This is a genomic window from Buttiauxella cochleicola (assembly GCF_021282405.1).
Taxonomy (GTDB): domain Bacteria; phylum Pseudomonadota; class Gammaproteobacteria; order Enterobacterales; family Enterobacteriaceae; genus Buttiauxella; species Buttiauxella massiliensis.
In genome coordinates this window covers 255,818-276,746 of record NZ_JAJSOU010000007.1, presented here as the reverse complement: position 1 = coordinate 276,746, position 20,929 = coordinate 255,818, and the positions used below count along the sequence as shown (strand labels likewise).

Here is a 20,929-nt window from a genome sequence, read left to right as displayed (position 1 = left end):
AGCCTCTTAATCACAAATTCACGAAGGAAAGGTGTTCCGCAACCGGGCCTAATGCGAGGGCGGGAATAAAGGTCAGTGCACCGACTAACAATACGGTGCCAATCAGCAGGCCAATAAACAGAGGGCCGTGAGTCGGCAGCGTACCGACGCCTGCGGTTTGCGACTTTTTAGTGACTAGCGTTCCGGCAATCGCCAGCACCGGCACAATCACCGCAAAGCGGCCGAACCACATGCATACTGCCAGAAGCACGTTCCAGAAAGGCGTGTTGGCGCTAAGCCCTGCAAATGCGCTGCCGTTGTTATTAGCGGCAGATGAGACGGCGTAAAGCACTTCGCTAAAGCCGTGGATACCAGAGTTGAATATCCCGGCGCGACCAGCCTCAGTCATCATCGCAAGGGCGGTACCGAGCAGTACCAATGTCGGGGTGACGAGGATTGCTATCGCAGTCATTTTCATCTCTGCGACGTCGATTTTTTTACCCAGATATTCCGGTGTGCGGCCAATCATCAACCCAGCGATAAACACGGTGAGCAAGACGAACAGCAACATGCCGTACAGCCCGGAGCCGACGCCGCCAAACACCACTTCACCGATCTGCATCAGCCACATGGGAATCATGCCGCCTAATGCTGTGAAGGAGTCATGCATTGCATTAACAGCGCCACAGGATGCTGCGGTGGTAATCACGGAAAATAGGCTACTGACCAGAATGCCAAAGCGGCTCTCTTTACCTTCCATATTGATATTGCTATCAGCACCAAGCTGCATGAAATGCGGGTTACCTTGTGTTTCAGCCCACATCACCACCACAACGCAGATAACAAAAATGATGCCCATCGCCCACAAAATGGCGCGCCCCTGGCGTTTGTCGCCCACTGCTTCACCAAAGGCGAAACACAGAGCGGTTGGGATCAGGAAGATCGCCAGCATCTGCACAAAGTTGGTCAGCGCCGTTGGGTTCTCGAAAGGGTGAGAGGAGTTAGCATTAAAGAAACCACCGCCGTTGGTGCCGAGCATTTTGATCGCTTCTTGCGAAGCCACCGGCCCCATAGGCAAGACATGCTGCACACCTTCAAGCGAGGTGAACGGCTGATATGCGGCGATATTCTGCAAGGTTCCCTGGCTAACAAAGAACAGTGCAATTAACAGTGAAATCGGCAGCAGGATGTATAACGTGATGCGAGTTAAATCGACCCACGCGTTACCTAGCGTAGTGGCGCTATGACGGGAAAATGCGCGAATCAGCGCAAACACCACGGCGATGCCCGTTGCAGCGGAAAGGAAGTTTTGTACTGTCAAGCCAACCATCTGGCTGAAATAACTCAGCGTGGTTTCGCCGCTATAGGATTGCCAGTTGGTATTGGAGACAAAACTAACAGCAGTGTTTAACGCCAGATGCCAGGAAAGGCCAGGCAATTGCTGTGGATTAAGCGGCAAACTCCCTTGCGTCATTAAGATGATGAAAAGCAGTAGCAAACCTAAAACGTTGAAGACCAGGATCGCGGCAAGATAACGTTTCCAGCTCATTTCAGCCGTTTCGCTTCCCAGAACTTTCCACATCACCGACTCAACACGGCCCACGCCTGGCAGTGGTTCTCCTTCAATTAACCGCGCAAGCACGCTACCCAGCGGTTTTGCTAGTGCAAAAAGCACCAGCAGGAAGCTGGCAATTAATAAGAATGCAGAAGCGGCCATTAGAACGCCTCCGCATTAATCAGGGCATAAATTAAATATCCCAACAGCATAAAGACCAGCACAACACCGGCTATCAGACCTGCACTCACAATCCACCTCCGAATGCCCGTCATACTTCGATTTGCAGCCTTCCTGCAACTCGAATTATTTAGGGCTGATATGTAATGCAACGAGTGTGAAATTTTCAGTGCAAAGATGTCGTAAAAGTCTGGGGACGGGGTGTAAAAAAAGTATAAAAATGCCATATACACCTCGCCCTGCATCCCAAAGTGACTTTGGGATAAAGCCATTAATTAACTAATGGTTAGTATTTATTTAACTATTTTGTAACTTAATTACGCAGGGGAATGTAAATTAGTGGCAAAAAGTGTCCTTTAGTGGTCGGATGAGTAGTAAACTTTCAGCCAATGCGATAGTATTTTGTGCAGATAACAAGTTCCAACTTCCCGGTTTTTGCTACCGGTCACAATTTAAGGGAGAAGCCTATGACTCTATATAAAGACTATCCATTGCATCAGGTCATCCTGCGTCGCACTTTTGTTGTTGTAGCTGGTGTTCTGGCTTTGCCAGTGATGCTGTTCTGGAAAGATCGCGCCCGTTTCTACAGCTACCTGCACCGCGTCTGGTCTAAAACCAGCGAAAAACCAGTTTGGATGGCTCAGGCTGAAGCCGCATCCGCTGATTTTTACTGAGTTTGCTAAGCGGATATAAAACATCAAAGCCCCATCAGCTCATAACTGATGGGGCTTTTTTACGGCTCATGATCGCGGGTTAATGTGCCAACTCTTTCCAGTTATAAATGTGATTGGTGGTATCCATCACGGGTGCTTTCCCTGCCAGCCTGTTAGCGGTACGTTGCACTGTTTCTTCTGGCCTGTCTCCAGGTAGCGAAATTCCCATCCAGCGGCGCAATATTTTGTCGTTATTCACCGTTGAATAAATATCCTCTACCGTTCCGGTATCTGGGTTATTAACCTGCTGGCTGTACCAGATAAACATTGGCACTTCAAAAGCGTGCTGGCTTGGTTTTACCCCTCCGTGGTGATAAACCACGTTTTGTGTCGGTTCGCGTTCCAGCGCGTGATCGGAAAAATAAGCGACAGAAGCTCGCCTGTCTTTCAGCAGAGAGAAAATATTGCCGAGTAGTTTGTCAGTGAAGTGGATTGAGTTGTCATAACAGGCATCTATACCATCACTTTGCCTGCTGAAGGGGGCGTCAGTGGTCGGAAAACGTGTGCATTCCGGTTCATGGCTACCATAGATATGCAGCACAATGAGCTGTTTACCTTGATGATTTAAAGCCTTACGCAAATCGGGTAACAACGCATCATCAAACCCATTGTTAACCCAGTGTTTATGGGCGGCATTCATCGCGATACCGGTAATCGCATTATTGTAATCACCAAGCATCCCCTGCTTACTAAACCATGATGTATCAAAACCGGCCTGATTCGCCAGGTTAATAATGTTATCCGAGTAATGGTGGATATTATGGTTTTGCACGGTATCTGCTGTGATCGCCAGCGGTACGGCGGTAATAGTGATCGGTGCGCCGCTAATGGCATGATTCCAGAGTAGAAGGTGGCTGCGCTCGGCCTCCAGTTGTGGCGTGGTGGGTTGCGGGTAGCCATAAATACTCATGTTTTCGCTACGCGCTGACTCCCCGATAACCAACACATAAGTATCAATACCGGTTTCCTGTGTTTGCAACTGGTAATCAGGGATCTGACTTGCTATTTGCCTTATTAATCGCTGGTCACTCCATGCCTGAAGAAAATATTTAACATTGCTTATAGGTAAATAGTTAATTACACGTGCAGTAATACTTCCCTGGCTATTTTTCTTAATGTTATGGACTGTCGCTTGCACAATATTACTGAACAGTAATATGGCTAATAAATAAAACGGTGATTTTGCGAGCCATTTATCACCAGGCGTAGGAATAGTCGCAACGCTGCGTAATAACAAAATGACCAGGGCGAAAAAACCGAAGCAATATTTTTTGTAGAGCCACAACATTGCGCTGATTTCGTGACTATCGCTCTCCAGTACACTCATTGCGAAACCATAACTAAATTCTGTGCCAAAGGTGCCGTGGGCATAGAAAGTTAGCGTAACATCCCATGCCACCAACAATAGCGGCAGCAGTGCCACGACTAAGCGGAGAGGTTTGTTTTTAATTAACCCAAACGATAACATTAATAATACAAATATTATCATTCGTTGAAACATAACATGCATTGGTGAGAACAAAACATTCGCCACTGCAACAATTAACATACAAACAACCAAGGGAATAAATTGGCGCGCTTTACCTAACATATAAATAACGTCCACGAAGAGTGACCGTTTAAACGGTCTTATAAAATGTGCTATCAACGGGGAATTAATATACCGGAAGGCATGATTAAGAATAGATATATTCATTGGATGAATTGATTCTTTGACATAAATCAGTATGTCGAAGGATGAACATCAGCTACTGAACCTTTTAGTTATTGCTCTAAATGTGGGAGGATAAACCCCTCATCACAACTACTGGAGCACAGCATGTTGATTTGGCAAGATTTACACCATTCGGAATTGAGCGTAACCGATCTCTACACACTTTTGGCGCTACGCAATGAAGTGTTTGTGGTCGAGCAAAATTGTCCCTACCAGGATATTGATGGTGATGATCTGGTGGGTGATAACCGCCATATTCTTGGTTGGAAGGGTGGCAAACTTGTGGCCTATGCCCGCATCCTGAAAAGCGACAGCGAGTTTGAACCGGTAGTGATTGGCCGTGTCATTGTTGATAAAAGCGTGCGCGGTGAAAAACTGGGTTACCAGTTGATGGAACAGGCGATGGCGTCTTGCCAGCAATATTGGCCAGAAAAAACAGTCTATTTAGGCGCTCAGGCTCATCTGCAATCGTTCTATGCCCACTTCGGATTTACCCCAGTTACTGACGTGTATGACGAAGACGGTATTCCCCATATCGGTATGGCAAATCGTTAATGACAGATTAATCGCCAGGTAAAAAGCACTAGTGTTGTCTATAGTTAGCGGACGAGTATTTTTTAAACACGGAGAACAGTGATGCAACCGTATGAATCTCGTCTTGATGATGATTTAACTCTGCTTAGTGAAACGTTAGAAGAAGTGCTGCGTTCCTCAGGCGATCCTGCTGACCAAAAATACATTGAGCTGAAAGCACGTGCAGAAGCGGCGCTCAGCGAAGTCAAAGCCCGGGTCAGTAGTGCGTCGGATAATTATTACTATCGTGCAAAAAAAGCCGTTTATCGCGCCGATGATTATGTGCGTGAAAAACCATGGCAAGGAGTGGGTGTGGGGGCGGCGGCAGGTCTGGTGTTAGGACTGTTACTCGCCAGACGCTAACCCAAATCGGCACATAAATTCACCGTGTGCCGATTAAAGAAAATCTTACCCATTGGGTGGGATTTTTTTTTGCCGCCATGACCACGTATAATCAGGGGTTTTCAGGGAAGGTGAGGTAAACGTGAATTCAGTTGTCGTCGCGCTGCAACAGTTACAGCTTGCATTGAACGCAGAATTTGCGGATGCACCGGGCTTACAGCAGTTATCTTGTGCTGTTACCCTCAGTGATGCCTCAGATGCACTCGCATGGTTGACTAGCCAACGTCTTTATCCTCAGTTTTACTGGCAACAGCGCAATGGCGATGACGAAATTGCCGCCCTCGGTGCTGTTTGCCAGTTCGATACCTTAGATGCCGCCAGGGCATTTATTGATGCCTATGCGGACCAGCCAGCTGTTCGTATTACTGGCGTAAATGCATTTTCACCCACCAGCAGTTTTTTATTTCTCCCACGCCTTGAATGGCGGCGCATTGGTGGCGATGCTTTTCTCTTCCTTAATATTTACAGCGAAACTTCCCTGCAAGATGATGCACGGGTAGCCCTTCAATTCCTTGAGCAAATGCTGCCTGCAAAGCAATTGCCATTACAGCGTTTAAATTGCGTCGGTGAGCAACATATTCCAACACAACCAGAATGGAATCAGTTAGTTGACCGTGCAATATCTGCAATTGAGCAGCACGAGCTCGATAAAGTCGTCCTGGCGAGAGCCACCGATCTGCAATTTACTACCGCAGTTTCCGCAGCCGGGTTTATGGCGGCCAGTCGCCGGGTAAACCTGAATTGCTATCATTTCTTGATGGTGTTTGATGGTAGCCATGCGTTCCTTGGCTCGAGCCCGGAACGCTTGTGGCGGCGCATCGATAGCGCTTTACGCACCGAAGCGCTTGCCGGAACGGTTGCTAACCATCCCGACGACCATCGAGCCTGGTCTTTGGGGCAGTGGTTGCTCAAAGACGATAAAAACCAACGTGAAAACATGTTGGTCGTTGAAGATATTTGCCAGCGTTTGCAAAAAAAGGTGGGGGCTATTGATGTATTGCCGCCGCAGGTGGTACGTCTGAGAAAGGTACAACACTTGCGCCGTTGCATCTGGACCGATTTGGCTCAGCCTGACGATGCTGTATGCCTTGCAATGTTGCAACCTACTGCCGCTGTTGCCGGGTTGCCACGTGATGTGGCGCGCGGATTTATCGCCCATAATGAACCGTTTGAGCGTGAATGGTATGCGGGGTCGGCGGGTTATATCTCGCAGCGTCAAAGTGAGTTCTGCGTTGCGTTACGCTCGGCAAAAGTAATCAATAATATGGTGCGTTTATATGCCGGAGCTGGAATTGTCGCAGGTTCTGATGCGGCGGAAGAATGGCAGGAAATAGAAAATAAAGCCGCCGGGTTGCGAACGTTGTTAACAAAATCAACGTTCTAAATTATAGGTATGTCTGAGACAATTCGAACTTCATTGTGCTTGTTGCCAACAAAAATGCAGTTTGAAGGGTATTACCGACCCATATCAAAATAACCGTTCCAGCAATAATTATAATGAGTCAGCAAAATTGACTCAGGACTGAATCATGTCGATAAGCTCGTTTAACCGCCGTTGGGCTACGGTAATCCTTGAAGCGCTGACTCGCCACGGCGTGCGCCACGTCTGCATTGCTCCTGGCTCGCGTTCTACACCTCTGACCCTTGGGGCGGCTGAAAATCGGGCTTTTATTTGTCATACACATTTTGACGAGCGTGGTTTAGGTCACCTGGCATTAGGTCTGGCAAAAGCAAGCCAGGCTCCGGTCGCTATTATCGTGACTTCCGGTACGGCGGTGGCAAACCTCTATCCGGCGATTATCGAAGCGGGTTTGACCGGTGAAAAACTGGTGGTGCTTACCGCCGATCGTCCACCGGAACTTATTGATTGCGGCGCCAATCAGGCGATTCGCCAGCCTGGGATTTTTAGCTCCCATCCTACTCAATCGATTAATTTACCTCGTCCAACACAGGATATTCCTGCGCGCTGGTTGGTTTCGACTATCGATAACGCACTAGGCCAGCAGATGGCTGGTGCGATTCACATCAATTGTCCATTCGCCGAGCCGCTGTATGGCGAGCCTGATGAAACAGGCATGAGCTGGCAACAGGCATTGGGCGGCTGGTGGCAAGGTGATAAACCCTGGTTACGTACTGGCCTGACTCAGGAAGTGCTTAAACAGCGTGACTGGTTCTTCTGGCGTCAAAAACGCGGCGTGGTGGTTGCCGGGCGTTTGAATCCTGAAGAAGGAAAACAGGTCGCTGCATGGGCGAAAATGCTCGGTTGGCCGTTAATTGGCGATGTGCTATCGCAAACTGGGCAGCCGTTGCCGTGTGCAGATTTATGGCTGAGCAACAGCCAGGCGGTGACCGAACTTGCCGAAGCACAAATTATTATTCAGTTTGGCAGTAGCCTGACTGGAAAACGCGTTCTGCAATGGCAGGCAACCTGCGAGCCTGAAGAGTACTGGCTGGTGGATAATCTGCCAGGCCGGCTTGATCCCGCGAATCATCGTGGCCGTCGCTTGTGTTGTGATATTACACAATGGCTCGAACTTCACCCCGCTGAAAAGCGCGTGGCGTGGGATGAGAAATTAACTACGCTTGCAAAAATCGCCCAGCAGGCGGTGAAAAAGGGCACTCTCGAATTCGGCGAAGCCCAGGTTGCGGCTCGCCTGGCTGAATTGTTACCGGAAGCCGGGCAGCTGTTTGTCGGCAATAGCCTGATTGTTCGTCTGGTTGATGCTTTCGCGCAATTGCCCGCTGGTTATCCGGTATTTAGCAATCGCGGTGCAAGCGGTATTGACGGCTTACTTTCAACAGCTGCCGGCGTGCAACGAGCCACCGCACGTTCAACGCTGGCGATTATTGGCGATCTATCGGCACTTTACGACATCAACTCACTGGCATTATTACGCCAGGTTTCCGCTCCCTTCGTTTTGCTGATCGTGAATAATAATGGCGGGCAAATATTCTCGCTGTTGCCAACGCCTGCAGACGAACGCGAACGCTTCTATACCATGCCGCAAAACGTCAATTTTGCCCACGCAGCAGCGATGTTCAGCCTCTCCTATAACAATCCGGCAAGCTGGGATGAGTTGCAGGAAGCAGTGACCCATGCCTGGCGTTCTCCTCATGCAACCATCATTGAGCTCACCGTTAGTGAAACTGACGGTGCGCAAACCTTGCAGCATTTGCTCGCACAGGTTAGTCAGGCATGATTCTGCATGCTGTTTTTCATGAAGGCCGCGATACCAACTTGCCGTGCCTGGTTTGGCTGCACGGCTTTTTAGGCAACCGGAAGGAGTGGGAAACCCTCAGCGAACATTTCACCGATTGGCCGCAACTCTTCATCGACTTGCCCGGTCACGGTAAATCAGCCGATATTACGGCTGAAGGCTTTGCACAAGTCGATAAATTACTGCGAGATACGCTCCTTAGTTACAACATCCTAAAGTACTGGCTAATTGGCTACTCTCTTGGTGGACGAGTGGCGATGTATCATGCTTGTCAGCTTGAGAATTCCGCTTTGTGCGGCTTGATTGTTGAGGGGAGCCATCCTGGACTTACGGATGAGAATGCTCGCCGAGAAAGAAAAAGCAGTGACCAGCAATGGGCGCAGCGGTTACGCACACAACCGCTAAATGAGGTGCTGAACGACTGGTATCATCAGGCTGTTTTCCAGTCGCTCAATAAACAGCAACGCGCTTTGCTTATCGCACAACGCAGCCAGAATAATGCCCAAAGCCTTGCCGCAATGCTTGAAGCGACTTCTCTTGGCAACCAACCAGATTTAAAGGCTACGCTCAAGCAATTGCCGTTGCCTTTTTACTATCTTTGCGGTGAGCGGGATGAAAAATTCCGCGCCGTGGCAACCAGCCTGGAATTGTCACCGCACCTTATTACTGCCGCAGGCCATAACGCACATCGGGAAAACCCGATTGCTTTCACGGCCTGCCTGCTCAATTTATTGCGAAAACCTATCGAGGAAACACCATGATTTATCCAGATGAAGAAATGCTTTATGCGCCAGTTGAATGGCAGGATTGCTCGGAAGGTTACACCGATATTCGCTATCACAAATCAGCTGACGGTATTGCTAAAATCACCATCAACCGCCCTGAAGTGCGTAATGCATTCCGCCCGTTGACCGTAAAAGAGATGATTAATGCGCTGGCTGATGCCCGTTACGACGACAACATTGGCACCATTATCCTGACCGGCGAAGGCGAAAAAGCCTTCTGTGCAGGCGGCGATCAAAAAGTACGCGGCGATTACGGCGGCTACCAGGACGCAAGCGGCACCCATCACCTGAATGTGCTGGATTTCCAGCGCCAGATTCGCACCTGTCCAAAACCAGTTGTGGCAATGGTTGCGGGTTATTCCATCGGCGGTGGTCATGTACTGCATATGATGTGCGACCTGACAATTGCTGCTGAAAACGCGGTATTCGGCCAGACTGGCCCGAAAGTGGGCTCGTTCGACGGTGGCTGGGGTGCTTCTTATATGGCGCGTATCGTTGGCCAGAAAAAAGCGCGGGAAATCTGGTTCCTGTGTCGCCAGTACGACGCAAAAGAAGCATTGGATATGGGTCTGGTGAACACCGTTGTGCCAAATGCCGACCTTGAAAAAGAGACTGTGCGCTGGTGCCGTGAAATGCTGCAAAACAGCCCAATGGCGCTGCGTTGCCTGAAGGCTGCGCTGAATGCTGACTGTGATGGTCAGGCCGGTTTACAAGAACTGGCTGGCAACGCCACCATGCTGTTCTACATGACAGAAGAGGGTCAGGAAGGTCGCAACGCGTTCAACCAAAAACGCCAGCCGGACTTCAGCAAATTTAAACGGAACCCGTAATGCGTAGCGTCGAACTATGGCGCTTTCAGGTGCCGATGGATGCGGGTGTAGTGCTGCGTGAGCGGCGCCTGAAAACACGCGACGGACTCTTAGTGCGCCTGACCGACGGCGAAAAACAGGGCTTCGGTGAGATCTCGCCGTTGCCTGGTTTTAGCGTTGAAACTGTCGATGACGCATTGAGCGTGGCACAAAGCTGGCTGCAAGTCTGGCAAACTGGCGCGGAAATCGACCTGCCTGAAATGCCATCCGTGGCATTTGGTCTGAGTTGTGCGCTGGCGGAAATCAATGGTGAATTGCCTCAGGCGGCGGATTACCGTGCGGCGCCATTGTGCACCGGTGATCCGGACGAACTGTTTGCCATGCTGGCTGCTATTCCCGATGAGAAAATCGCCAAGGTGAAAGTGGGTTTGTATGAAGCCGTGCGCGACGGCATGGTGGTCAATCTTCTGCTGGAAGCGATGCCTGATTTGCGTCTGCGTCTTGATGCCAACCGTGGCTGGACACCGCTCAAAGCGCAGCAGTTCGCCAAATACGTCAATCCTGATTTCCGACCGCGCATTGCGTTTATCGAAGAGCCGTGCAAAACCCGTGAGCAATCCCGTGAGTTTGCCCGTGAAACGGGAATTGCGATCGCCTGGGATGAAAGCCTGCGTGAGCCTGATTTTGAGTTTGCCGCCGAGCCTGGCTTAAGTGCGGTGGTTATCAAGCCGACCTTAACCGGGAGTCTTGAGAAAGTCCGTCAACAGGTTGAGCAGGCCCATGCCCTGGGATTGACGGCGGTTATCAGTTCTTCGATTGAGTCGAGCCTCGGCTTAACACAATTGGCGCGAATTGCCGCGTGGCTGACGCCGCAAACGCTACCAGGTCTCGATACGCTGTCGTTGATGCAGGCACAGTTGGTGCGCGAATGGCCAGGCAGCCCACTGCCGTGCTGGTCACTGGAATCTCTTGAGCGAGTGTTATGAGTTTTCAAGATTTCCCCTGGCAGTATTGGTCACAAATTCGTGGTGACCAACCGGCACTTACTTTAGGTCATGAAAGCCTGAACTGGCGTGAGCTATGCCAGCGCGTTGATGCGCTGGCAGGAGGCTTTCGCCAGCAGGGTGTGCTTGAAGGGCAAGGCGTTGTGTTGCGTGCGAAAAACAGCCCGGAAATGGTTTTCGCTCTGCTTGCGTTGTTGCAATGTGGGGCGCGTGTATTGCCGCTTAATCCACAGTTGCCTGAATCTTTGCTCCAACAGTTACTCCCCACGCTGACTATCAACCATGCATTGGCTTCTGATACGCCGCTTACCGTTGCCGAGATCAACCCGTTAACTCTGCTAGAAGGCGAACGTTTCAAGGTTGAGTGGCAGCCTGCAAGGTTTGCATCGATGACGCTGACCTCCGGCTCAACGGGCTTACCCAAAGCGGCGGTTCATACCAGTGATGCTCATCTTGCCAGTGCCGCAGGTGTGCTGGCGGTGATGAGCTACGGTGCGAATGACAGTTGGTTGTTATCACTGCCTCTGTTTCATGTCTCCGGCCAGGGCATTTTGTGGCGCTGGCTGTTGGCGGGTGGTTGCATGGTAGTGCGCGATTTACATCCTTTGAGCGATGCATTGCAAGGCTGTACGCATGCGTCACTGGTGCCGACCCAGCTCTGGCGACTGCTTGATCAATCCCCTCCGGAAACCTTGCGTGAAGTGTTATTGGGTGGCGCGGCAATTCCCGTTGAGCTCACGCAAGCGGCGCAGGAAAAAGGCATCAATTGCTGGTGTGGTTATGGATTAACGGAACTGGCCTCAACGGTCTGCGCCAAACGTGCTGATGGGTTGCCGGATGTGGGCAAAGCTCTGCCAGGCCGGGAAGTGAAAATCGTTGATCAGGAAGTGTGGATTCGTGCCGATAGCCTGGCATCAGGCTACTGGAAAGCGGGTGTTGTCGTGCCGCTGGTTAATTCACAGGGCTGGTTTGCAACACGCGATCGAGGGGTTCTGAATGGGCCGCGTCTAACGCTTATTGGCCGCCTCGATAATCTGTTTTTCAGTGGTGGGGAAGGGATCCAGCCGGAAGAAGTTGAGCGCGTGATTACCACTCATCCCGCGGTGAAACAAGTTTTTGTCGTGCCAATAGATGATGCCGAATTTGGCCAACGCCCGGTTGCGGTGGTGGAGGCCGACGAGGATTTTGACCTGTCGCTATTGTCAGAGTGGTTGCCGGGAAAAGTAGCCCGTTTTCAGCAGCCGGTGCGTTGGTTGCGCCTGCCTGATGAATTCAAGCAGGGTGGGATTAAGATTTCGCGATTACAGTTAACGTTATGGGTAAAGCGGGTGGCTAAAATTTAATGCCACCCGCTCGATTTAGTGTCGGATGTCGCTAACGCTAATCCGACCTACATACCCGATTCTAAGTCTGATTTATGCCGCTCTGTTCGAGCGGCTTTTTTATTGGCAATCCATATGCTCTAGATAAAAATATTGAAAACCGCTTCGCTGGCAAGTTTATGAACCTAAAACTATACTTGGTTTGCAGTAAAATTCTGCAATCACTGAGGAATGAGTTATGAAAACACTAAACATGAACGTTTCCAAAGAGCAGCCTAAAAATCCAGATAAAGCCCCTAAGAACGATGAGAAAAAGCCAAAGCAGAATCAAAAATAAGCTTTGTTCCATTTGTAGGTTTTAACTGCTCTTGCGTTGGAGGTTCTTATGTCTAACCATCCAAACCTGGTCGACCCGGTACCTGTCGATGAACCGCTGCCCGGAGATACAATACCAGGTGTTCCAGACCCCATTGAGCCGCTTGATCCTGACTTACCCTTGGACCCGGTAAGATGAAGAGTGAAACGAAACCGCCTACGGGCGGTTTTTTGTTGCCTTAACTTCCATAAATGCTGTTTCGCCTACACCTAAACTCTCGTGTTCTCCCGCTGCTGCCACTTATGGCGGGGATTAGTGAGAGTGAAGCTGGCGGCTGTTTAACAGGGCGTTTTTTCATTTTCTTACAAACGAATGAAGAAAAGCATTTCTAACGCATTGATTACCTCACCCCTGGCTGTAAAATCGGCGTTTTTTCAGGGACATCCCTTTTTACTGCTCAGGATTGAAAGCATGAACAAATTACTTTTGGCTGGCGTTGCCGGTTTAGCACTCGTATCTGCATCTGCAAGCGCTATCAGCGTTAGCGGCCAGGCGGGCGAAAATTATACAAACATCGCAGTAGGCTTCGGCCAGGACTCTGCCGGTCTGACCATGAACGGTAACTACGCCCATAACGATGACGATGGTGATACCGCAGGTCTGGGGCTCGGTCTGAATGTGCCATTGGGTCCATTTATGGGTACAGTTGGCGGCCGTGCGGTTTATCTGAATCCGAAAGATGGTGATGAAGGTTATGCATTGGCAGTAGGTGGTGGTTTGAGCTGGCAGGTATTTGATAGCTTCTCCGTATTCGGTGATTACTACTACTCCCCAGACTCTCTTTCCAGTGGCGTGAAAGATTACCAGGAAGCCAGTGCGGGTGCTCGTTGGACTGTTATTCGCCCAATCACTGTTGAAGCCGGTTATCGCTATATCGGTGTTAACGGTAAAGATGGCAACCGTGATAACGCTATTGCAGACGGTCCATACGTCGGCGTTTCCGCAGGTTTCTAAATTCTCTTCGTCTTTCGCGTTGCAGGGGCGTTGGCTGCTGCCGCGCGCCCTGGTCGCATAGTTATCTATGCTTCCAGAGACTTACGGCTTTGCCGCCTTCCTGCAACACGAAATCCTTTGAGGATTATCTTTTTGGTAATCCTCAAATTAATTTGCGATATTGTGAACCGTTTTCTTCCCGCGGAGCACAACAATGATAAAAGTGGAAATGCTGTCTACCGGCGACGAAGTGCTGCATGGTCAAATTATTGATACCAATGCAGCCTGGCTTGCTGATTACTTTTTTAACCAGGGTTTACCGATGTCGCGCCGTAATACGGTGGGCGACAGTCTTGAAGATTTAATCGCGGTGCTTAAAGAGCGCAGCGAACATGCCGATGTTTTGATTGTGAATGGTGGCCTTGGGCCAACCAGTGATGACCTCAGTGCGCTGGCTGCCGCTACTGCCGCAGGCGTGGAGCTGGTGATGCATCAGGAATGGCTTGCGCATATGGAACGTTTCTTTGCCGAACGCGGGCGTGAAATGGCACCGAGCAACCGCAAACAAGCGCTTATTCCCGCAACCAGTGAAATGGTTGATAACCCGGTCGGTACTGCATGTGGATTTGCTCTAAAGCTCAACCGCTGTCTGATGTTTTTCACTCCCGGAGTTCCTTCCGAATTTAAGGTTATGGTCGAGCAACAAATCATGCCGCGCCTGCGTGAGCGTTTTGTGTTACCTGAGCCGCCAGTTTGCCTGCGTCTTACCACTTTCGGGCGTTCCGAAAGCGAGTTAGCCCAAAGTCTTGAGCCGATTCCTTTACCGGACGGTGCAGTGATGGGGTATCGCTCATCAATGCCGATTATCGAGTTAAAATTGACTGGCCCAGCAAGCCAGCGTCAGGCGATGGAAGCCGTATGGCCGCAAGTGCAGCGTGTCGCCGGTGAAAGTGCCATTTTTGAAGGGACCGACGGTTTGCCAGCGCAACTGGCGGAACGCCTGCGAGCGCAATCGCTCAATATTGCCGTCAGCGAACAATTCACCGCCGGGCTGCTGTGCCTGCAACTTGCCAGTGCGCAAGCGCCATTAGGTTATAGCGAAGTGCTTTCCGCACGCCCTGAAACACTGGTGCAGATAACGGAGCGTGCAAAAAACTTCGCGCTGCAAGCGGGAAGTGCTCTGGCACTGGTGGTGGGGAGCCTTGATGACGAGCATCTGCATTTTGCACTGCACACGCCAAAAGGGACTTATGGACTGCAAGTGAAATTCAACGTAACCCGCTACGCCCTGCGTACACGCCAGGAAGTCTGCGCGATGATGGCCCTCAACATGCTGCGCCGATGGCTCAACGGCTGGGATGTCGCCGCTGAGCATGGCTGGGTGAATGTTGTCGACTCACTAGAAATCTAAAAACTATGCGAGTGCCCGAGCCAAAAGCGTAATAGGGTGCTCGCATTTCTTACTGGTGGACATCTCAATCTGCCATTTGCAGGTTTCGCAATCTGTGACCACCAAATCGACGCCGCTCTCCTCAATCTGCTCGAATAACGGTGCGCCAATGCTTTGTGAAAATTGATAGTTTTCCTTTTTAAACCCGTACGTCCCCGCAATTCCGCAGCACTGGGATTCCAGCATAACCAACTCCACGCCAGGCAAACGCTGCAAAAGATCCAGCGTGTAAAGCGACCAGCCCATTTTCTCCATATGACATGGCGTGTGGTAAGCAATACGCAGCGGTAACGCTTTAAGTTTCAACTTTCTCCCGTTTTCCAGTTGCTTCCAGATAAAACGAGTCGCCAGTTCAATATGGTCACGCATCGGGCGAGTATCGACATCCAGCACGTGCGGATATTCATCGCGTAAAGTGAAGGTGCAGGTTGACGAGGTGGCGACCACCGGCAGACCTTGCTCAAGCACTGCTTTGCTCAGTGAAGCTGCGTTAATGGCGGCCTGCTTTTTGGCTTTGTCGATAAAACCGTTGGCAATCAACGGCACGCCACAGCACTTTTCCCGCTCCAACAATTGCACGCCAAATCCCATCGCGTTCAGCACGCTGACCAGATCTTTTCCCAGCTGTGGATGGTTGTAATTCACATAGCAACCGTGGAAAAACGCCACTTGCTCAGCAAAGGATTTTTGCATCGTTGCCTGTTTGCGATACCACTGCCGAAATGTTCCTGACGAGTATTTCGGTAATGTGCGGTGGCTGTCGATGCCGAGAGTTTTATCAAGCAAGTTTCGCACCGGAATAAGGGATGTCGCAGTATTTACCAGCGGTGCAAATGGCGTCGAAAGGGTGCCCATCAAATCGGTATGGCTGAGAATGGCATCTCTTAATTTAAAGGGTGTTTTGCCATAACGCGCTTTAGCACGCTGGATAATATCGCCAATTTTCACATCAGACGGGCAGGCGACTTCGCAGCGTTTACAGTTGGTGCAAAATTTAAGGGCGTCGTCATAAAGTGCTGCATCTTTCAGGCGCAGGCGCTCTCCGTCAGGACCGGACTGCTTAGGACCGGGGTAGTCCGGGTTAACCCGGCTGACCGGGCAGACAGTAGTGCAGACGGTGCATTTAATGCAGTTTTCAAAACTGGTTTCATCAAGCAGATTCATCGGCCGCCCCCTGCGATTCAAGAATGCGTTGTGCGACGTGCAGTGCGCCAGTCATTGACACACCCGCGCCACAACCTTGTTGCAGCGGGTCGAACCCGGTCAGTACCGAACCGATGGTGTAAAGGTTTTCAATGCGTTGCCCGCCGATAGTAGGCTGAAAATGTTCATCAACGATGACGCCAGCCTGTAAATACGGTTGAGGGCTGAAAAAGTCCTCTTTGCACCACGCTTCACGCTCGGCTGGGGCGCAGATATCGAGGCCGAAAACGGGCTCTCGTATGCCGCTGAATTTTGCTTCCAGCCCGTTACTGAAAAAGCTGCCGCTGGCGAGGACATAATGGTTTGCCCGCAGCGGGACTTCTGCGTGGTTGCGGGTGAAAATGGCGCTGACATTTTCCTGCTGTGTTTCCGTCCTCACCACGGCATCGCCGGGCATCATTATCCCGTTGAGTTGCTGAAAACGGCGGCGCAACTGGTGATACAACCGCATACCGAGCACCGAAGGGGGAAGTGTAGGTAACAGGCGAAGCGGGCAGGGTAATTCACGGCTTATCGCCTGCCAGGCTTTATCATCTTCACTCCCGAGGCATGCCGGAAGGAACAGGGCATCAGTGTCATGCGCCAGGGTTTTAAGCTCATCAATAAGCAGGAGTTGTTGCTCAGGCTTATCCAGTACGCGGGCGATATTGGCGGCGCGGAACTCGCTGGGGTTATTGCGTAACGTGTCCAGTGCGGGAAGTGTCAGTTCCGCGGTTTTCACATTGATGTTGTTCTCTGCCAGTGAACCTGCGACCAGTTCAGGCTGAAAATCGAGAAATCCTGCAATTCCCACTACGGTTATGCGCTGCCAGGGAAGGGGAGCTACGGGAATTTCCACAGGACTTAACCACGTTGCGCGTTGTGTACCCAGCGGGGTAATACGCAGATGATTTTGCTGATAACTCCCTGTGAGCATGATATTGCAGCGGGCCAGCAGCGCTTCACTCTCCATCGCGAAACGCTGTACGTTTTGCGCCCCCATCAGACTGTATGGGTGTTCCGGTGCTTGTTGATTTAAGGCATCCAGCGCCTTCAAAGGAAAGTCGACCGGAGTGCCATCGGGCAACTCGGCCAGTAAATCCAGCGATCCGGACGAAAAATGCAGTGCGCTTTGACCCCGGCTGATAATGGCACAACGAAGGCCAGCTTCCGCAAGACGGATACCACACACCAGTCCTGCTAACCCGCCGCCAATGATCAGGTTATCAAATCTCATTGTGGTGTTCCTTTTTTAGCCCGCACAATCCCTGGTAGACCCAGGCGGTGAATTCACTTTCTCGCAGCGCATCGCCCCAGGCGATGGGGCGAATGCCTTTCCAGCGCTCATTAAGAAAAAGTGACAGCTGATCGAGCGATTGCGCAGGTGTTGATGTGCCAAAGCGCTGTAAAAGCCCGGCCGCACGGCAGGCGCACAATTCCCCCTGGCAGGTGCCCATACCAACACGCGTACGGCGACGTAAATCACCAAGATTGCGAACGGCAAGTTTGTTGACCGCGTAGCGAACTTCACCGGCCGTTACCGCTTCACATTCACATACCAGGCTATTGCTCAGACGATCGCCCGCAAGAAGTTGCTCGGCGCGATCGCCATGACGCCAGACTGCCGAACGGCGGATCGTGGGCGGCAATGATATGACTTTACTGAGCGTCTCTTCTTGTGAGCTTCCCGAGCCTGGAAGTGGAGTTGTCGCGGTAGTACAAGGCTGGGTATTACCGAGTTTTTCACACACAGCGTTAGTCGCCCACTCGGCCATCAAGCGATAGGTCATCAGTTTGCCGCCAGTGATGGTGATGAAGCCGTCCATTCCGTCACGCTTTGCGTGATCCATTAATACGATCCCCCGGCTGGCGTTGCGCCCGGTCGGATCGTTGTCGCTGGCAACCAGCGGGCGAACGCCGGCATAGGCACGCAGGATGCGGGTGGCGGCGAGTTTAGGGGCAAGCTTCGAACCTTCACGAATCAGAATATCGACCTCTTGCGGCGTGACGCGCATATTGTCGATTTGGTCGTATTCGATGGGGGTTGAGGTTGTGCCAATAAGAGAAATGGTATCTCCTGGCACCAGAATATCGGCATCAGCAGGTTTGCGGCAGCGGTTGATCACCATGTTGTTGATGCGGTGACCCAGGATCAGCAGCGAACCTTTTGCAGGCAACATGCGCACACTCAAATCAGCATATTCTGCAATGTGCTGCCCCCAGATCCCCGCAGCATTAACAACAACATGCGCATACAAATCGTGATTCTGGTGTGTCTGGTGGTTGTATACGCGAACCCCGCAAACCCGGTCTGCCTGGCGAATCAGACCGGTGACTTCCTGGCCGGTGAGGATTTCAGCGCCGTGTTCGCGGGCATCGAGCATATTGGCGGCGGTCAGACGGAAGGGGTCAACGGTACCATCCGGCACGCGAACAGCACCGATAAGCGCAGGATTGGCCGCTGGTTCTATCCGTAATGCTTCTTTAGGGTCGAGTTGTTGAGCATTGATTCCGGCGTCCTGGCACGCCGCAATAAACATGCTCTGCAAGGCTAAGTCATCTTCAGGAAGGGTGATAAACAGGCCGTCTGTTCGTTCTATGCAATGGCGAGCAATATGCTTAAGGATATGATTTTCTTCAATACACTCTTTGGCTGATTCACTGTCAGTCATGGCGTACCGCGCGCCGCTATGGAGTAATCCATGATTTCGGCCTGTCGCACCGGTGGCGATATCATGCCTTTCCAGTAGTAGCGTGCGTAAACCGCGTCGCGCACAGTCGCGGGCAATCCCTGCCCCCGTTGCACCTCCACCAATAATAATGACATCCCTTTCTTTGCTATCCGCGTTCATGCGCTTCTCCTGGAAAGAACCTCTTGAACGCTATTCAGCCACAGAAAAGACTATCAATGTTTGATATCGAGCAAATTCGAGCATAAAACGAAAGTAAAATGTGATGTTATGCACTATTTCGATAGTTTGTAATAAAAATGTAATATGTTGTGGGGTGTTTCACACTAACTCAGCGGGATAATCCTTAACATGCGCTCGCAAATGAACATTGCTTATAAACCCTGCCACGGAGGCATTTATGCTAAGCATTTTCAAACCAAGCGCGCACCAACCCCGGCGTGAGAGCGAGCACATTGACCCAACTTATAAACGCCTGCGCTGGCAAATCTTTATGGGGATCTTCTTCGGTTACGCGGCCTACTATCTGGTGCGTAAAAACTTCACCCTGGCAATGCCGTACTTGATTGAGCAAGGTTTCTCGCGAGGGGATTTAGGATTCGCGCTTTCCGGTATTTCTATCGCCTACGGCTTTTCAAAATTCATCATGGGATCGGTTTCTGACCGCTCTAATCCGCGTGTTTTCTTACCTGCCGGTTTAATTCTGGCGTCGCTAGTCATGCTATTCATGGGATTTGTACCATGGGCGACATCCAGCATCGCGGTGATGTTTGTGCTGCTGTTCTTATGTGGCTGGTTCCAGGGCATGGGCTGGCCGCCGTGTGGGCGCACCATGGTTCACTGGTGGTCCAAGAAAGAGCGTGGCGGAATTGTTTCTATCTGGAACTGCGCGCATAACGTAGGCGGTGGCTTGCCGCCACTGCTGTTCTTACTCGGGATGGCGTGGTTTAACGACTGGCATGCGGCTCTTTATATGCCAGCCTTTGCGGCGATTCTGGTGGCGCTCATTGCTTTTGCATTGATGCGCGATACACCGCAATCCTGCGGGTTGCCGCCAATCGAAGAGTACAAAAATGATTACCCGGACGACTACAACGAAAAAACGGAAGAGGAACTGACAGCTAAGCAGATTTTTATGCAGTATGTGTTCCCGAACCGCCTGCTTTGGTATATCGCCATTGCTAACGTTTTTGTCTACTTGCTGCGCTATGGGATTCTTGACTGGTCACCTACTTATCTCAAAGAGGTGAAGCACTTCGCGCTAGATAAATCCTCCTGGGCTTACTTCCTTTACGAATACGCCGGGATCCCGGGCACGCTGCTGTGCGGCTGGATGTCGGATAAAGTTTTCCGTGGCAATCGTGGTGCAACCGGCGTGTTCTTTATGATTCTGGTGACGATTGCGACCATTGTGTACTGGCTAAACCCACCGGGAAATCCGGGTGTGGATATGGCGTGTATGATTGTGATTGGCTTCCTGATCTACGGACCGGTGATGCTGATTGGCCTGCACGCGCTGGAACTGGCACCGAAAAAAGCCGCGGGAACGGCAGCGGGCTTCACTGGCCTGTTTGGCTATCTTGGTGGTTCGGTTGCGGCGAGTGCGATTGTCGGTTATACCGTTGATTTCTTTGGCTGGGACGGCGGTTTTATGGTGATGATTGGCGGCAGTATTATGGCCGTGATTCTGCTGCTGGTGGTAATGGTGGGTGAGAATAAACATCATCAGGAAATGAAAGCGCGGGAAAGTCGAAGCTAGAAAATATTAAACCTCCCGCGGGAGGTTTTATTACATCTCGATCTCAATATCGCCCTGTGCCTGGCAGCAGCAGGGCAGTATTTCACCAGGCTGGATAAACGCCAGCGGTTCGGTAAGCCACTTAACCTCACCCGCAATCAAACGGGTACGGCAAGAACCGCAATAACCTTCGCGACACTGATATTCCACGGCGACCTGGTGAGATTCCAGCGTCGCCAGCAGGGAAGGATGTTCTTCTTCACACAGGAGCTGCGCTCCAGTGATTCGTAGCGTGATGCGGCTCAT

Annotated in this window: 20 protein-coding genes; 13 read left to right on the top strand and 7 right to left on the bottom strand. The window is 51.1% G+C overall.

The features are described from left to right. Positions 1 to 10: 10 nt before the first annotated feature. Both kdpA and kdpF read right to left on the bottom strand, forming a co-directional pair. Positions 11 to 1,696 carry a potassium-transporting ATPase subunit KdpA gene (gene kdpA / locus LVQ79_RS12215; RefSeq protein WP_232865138.1) on the bottom strand — a complete coding sequence of 562 codons (1,686 nt, stop codon included), beginning with the start codon at positions 1,694 to 1,696 and terminating at the stop codon, positions 11 to 13. After that, positions 1,696 to 1,785: a K(+)-transporting ATPase subunit F gene (gene kdpF / locus LVQ79_RS22580; RefSeq protein ID WP_081908377.1), complete on the bottom strand. Its 90-nt coding sequence runs from the start codon at positions 1,783 to 1,785 to the stop codon at positions 1,696 to 1,698. The genes kdpA and kdpF overlap by 1 nt, the downstream gene beginning before the upstream one ends. Before the next feature lie 396 nt (positions 1,786 to 2,181). Between kdpF and LVQ79_RS12205 the strand changes: the two genes are divergently transcribed. Continuing rightward, positions 2,182 to 2,388, top strand: a complete 207-nt coding sequence (locus LVQ79_RS12205) for a YbfA family protein (protein ID WP_034456665.1) — start codon at positions 2,182 to 2,184, stop codon at positions 2,386 to 2,388. A gap of 79 nt (positions 2,389 to 2,467) precedes the next feature. On the opposite strand, the gene LVQ79_RS12200 is transcribed toward LVQ79_RS12205, so the two are convergent. Next, a complete protein-coding gene (locus LVQ79_RS12200) occupies positions 2,468 to 4,018 on the bottom strand; it encodes a phosphoethanolamine transferase (protein ID WP_502258313.1) in 1,551 nt (516 codons plus the stop codon). 228 nt (positions 4,019 to 4,246) lie between these two features. Here LVQ79_RS12200 and LVQ79_RS12195 point away from each other — a divergent pair, with 228 nt between their 5' ends. The 11 genes from LVQ79_RS12195 to LVQ79_RS12145 all read left to right on the top strand — a co-directional run bounded on the left by LVQ79_RS12195 (position 4,247) and on the right by LVQ79_RS12145 (position 14,974). Then, positions 4,247 to 4,696, top strand: coding sequence for a GNAT family N-acetyltransferase (locus tag LVQ79_RS12195; RefSeq protein ID WP_232865136.1), 450 nt, complete (start codon positions 4,247 to 4,249; stop codon positions 4,694 to 4,696). 81 nt (positions 4,697 to 4,777) lie between these two features. Further along, complete coding sequence (elaB, locus tag LVQ79_RS12190) at positions 4,778 to 5,077, top strand: stress response protein ElaB (protein ID WP_064517114.1); 300 nt, start codon at positions 4,778 to 4,780, stop codon at positions 5,075 to 5,077. Between the two features lie 121 nt (positions 5,078 to 5,198). Further along, the gene (gene menF, locus LVQ79_RS12185) at positions 5,199 to 6,500 is read left to right on the top strand and encodes an isochorismate synthase MenF (RefSeq protein ID WP_232865135.1); all 1,302 of its coding nucleotides are present in this window, start codon (positions 5,199 to 5,201) and stop codon (positions 6,498 to 6,500) included. Positions 6,501 to 6,645: 145 nt separating this feature from the next. After that, entirely contained in the window at positions 6,646 to 8,316 is a 1,671-nt protein-coding gene (gene menD / locus LVQ79_RS12180) for a 2-succinyl-5-enolpyruvyl-6-hydroxy-3-cyclohexene-1-carboxylic-acid synthase (protein ID WP_232865134.1), read from the top strand. After that, positions 8,313 to 9,095, top strand: coding sequence for a 2-succinyl-6-hydroxy-2,4-cyclohexadiene-1-carboxylate synthase (menH, locus tag LVQ79_RS12175; protein ID WP_232865133.1), 783 nt, complete (start codon positions 8,313 to 8,315; stop codon positions 9,093 to 9,095). The genes menD and menH overlap by 4 nt, the downstream gene beginning before the upstream one ends. Then, a complete protein-coding gene (menB, locus tag LVQ79_RS12170; protein ID WP_034456650.1) occupies positions 9,092 to 9,949 on the top strand; it encodes a 1,4-dihydroxy-2-naphthoyl-CoA synthase in 858 nt (285 codons plus the stop codon). Before menH ends, menB begins: the two co-directional genes overlap by 4 nt. Then, positions 9,949 to 10,914, top strand: a complete 966-nt coding sequence (gene menC / locus LVQ79_RS12165) for an o-succinylbenzoate synthase (RefSeq protein WP_232865132.1) — start codon at positions 9,949 to 9,951, stop codon at positions 10,912 to 10,914. The genes menB and menC overlap by 1 nt, the downstream gene beginning before the upstream one ends. Next, entirely contained in the window at positions 10,911 to 12,275 is a 1,365-nt protein-coding gene (menE, locus tag LVQ79_RS12160) for an o-succinylbenzoate--CoA ligase (RefSeq protein ID WP_232865131.1), read from the top strand. Before menC ends, menE begins: the two co-directional genes overlap by 4 nt. A gap of 364 nt (positions 12,276 to 12,639) precedes the next feature. Beyond that, positions 12,640 to 12,768: a hypothetical protein gene (locus tag LVQ79_RS12155; protein WP_226811968.1), complete on the top strand. Its 129-nt coding sequence runs from the start codon at positions 12,640 to 12,642 to the stop codon at positions 12,766 to 12,768. Between the two features lie 273 nt (positions 12,769 to 13,041). Further along, on the top strand, positions 13,042 to 13,584 hold the full coding sequence (locus LVQ79_RS12150; protein ID WP_151992851.1) for a YfaZ family outer membrane protein: 543 nt from the start codon (positions 13,042 to 13,044) through the stop codon (positions 13,582 to 13,584). Positions 13,585 to 13,777: 193 nt separating this feature from the next. Next, entirely contained in the window at positions 13,778 to 14,974 is a 1,197-nt protein-coding gene (locus LVQ79_RS12145; RefSeq protein ID WP_232865130.1) for a nicotinamide mononucleotide deamidase-related protein YfaY, read from the top strand. 3 nt (positions 14,975 to 14,977) lie between these two features. Here the strand turns inward: LVQ79_RS12145 and glpC are convergent, their stop codons facing one another. Genes glpC through glpA form a run of 3 tightly spaced genes read right to left on the bottom strand, consistent with a single transcriptional unit; the run spans position 14,978 to position 19,047 of the window. After that, positions 14,978 to 16,177 (bottom strand): anaerobic glycerol-3-phosphate dehydrogenase subunit GlpC, encoded by a 1,200-nt coding sequence (gene glpC, locus LVQ79_RS12140; RefSeq protein ID WP_232865129.1) that lies wholly within the window; start codon positions 16,175 to 16,177, stop codon positions 14,978 to 14,980. After that, entirely contained in the window at positions 16,164 to 17,432 is a 1,269-nt protein-coding gene (gene glpB, locus LVQ79_RS12135) for a glycerol-3-phosphate dehydrogenase subunit GlpB (RefSeq protein ID WP_232865128.1), read from the bottom strand. The genes glpC and glpB overlap by 14 nt, the downstream gene beginning before the upstream one ends. Beyond that, complete coding sequence (gene glpA, locus LVQ79_RS12130) at positions 17,422 to 19,047, bottom strand: anaerobic glycerol-3-phosphate dehydrogenase subunit A (protein ID WP_232865127.1); 1,626 nt, start codon at positions 19,045 to 19,047, stop codon at positions 17,422 to 17,424. Before glpA ends, glpB begins: the two co-directional genes overlap by 11 nt. Before the next feature lie 238 nt (positions 19,048 to 19,285). Here glpA and glpT point away from each other — a divergent pair, with 238 nt between their 5' ends. Further along, entirely contained in the window at positions 19,286 to 20,644 is a 1,359-nt protein-coding gene (gene glpT, locus LVQ79_RS12125) for a glycerol-3-phosphate transporter (protein WP_232865126.1), read from the top strand. 30 nt (positions 20,645 to 20,674) lie between these two features. Here glpT and yfaE read toward each other — a convergent pair whose 3' ends face one another. Next, the gene (yfaE, locus tag LVQ79_RS12120; protein ID WP_232865125.1) at positions 20,675 to 20,929 is read right to left on the bottom strand and encodes a class I ribonucleotide reductase maintenance protein YfaE; all 255 of its coding nucleotides are present in this window, start codon (positions 20,927 to 20,929) and stop codon (positions 20,675 to 20,677) included.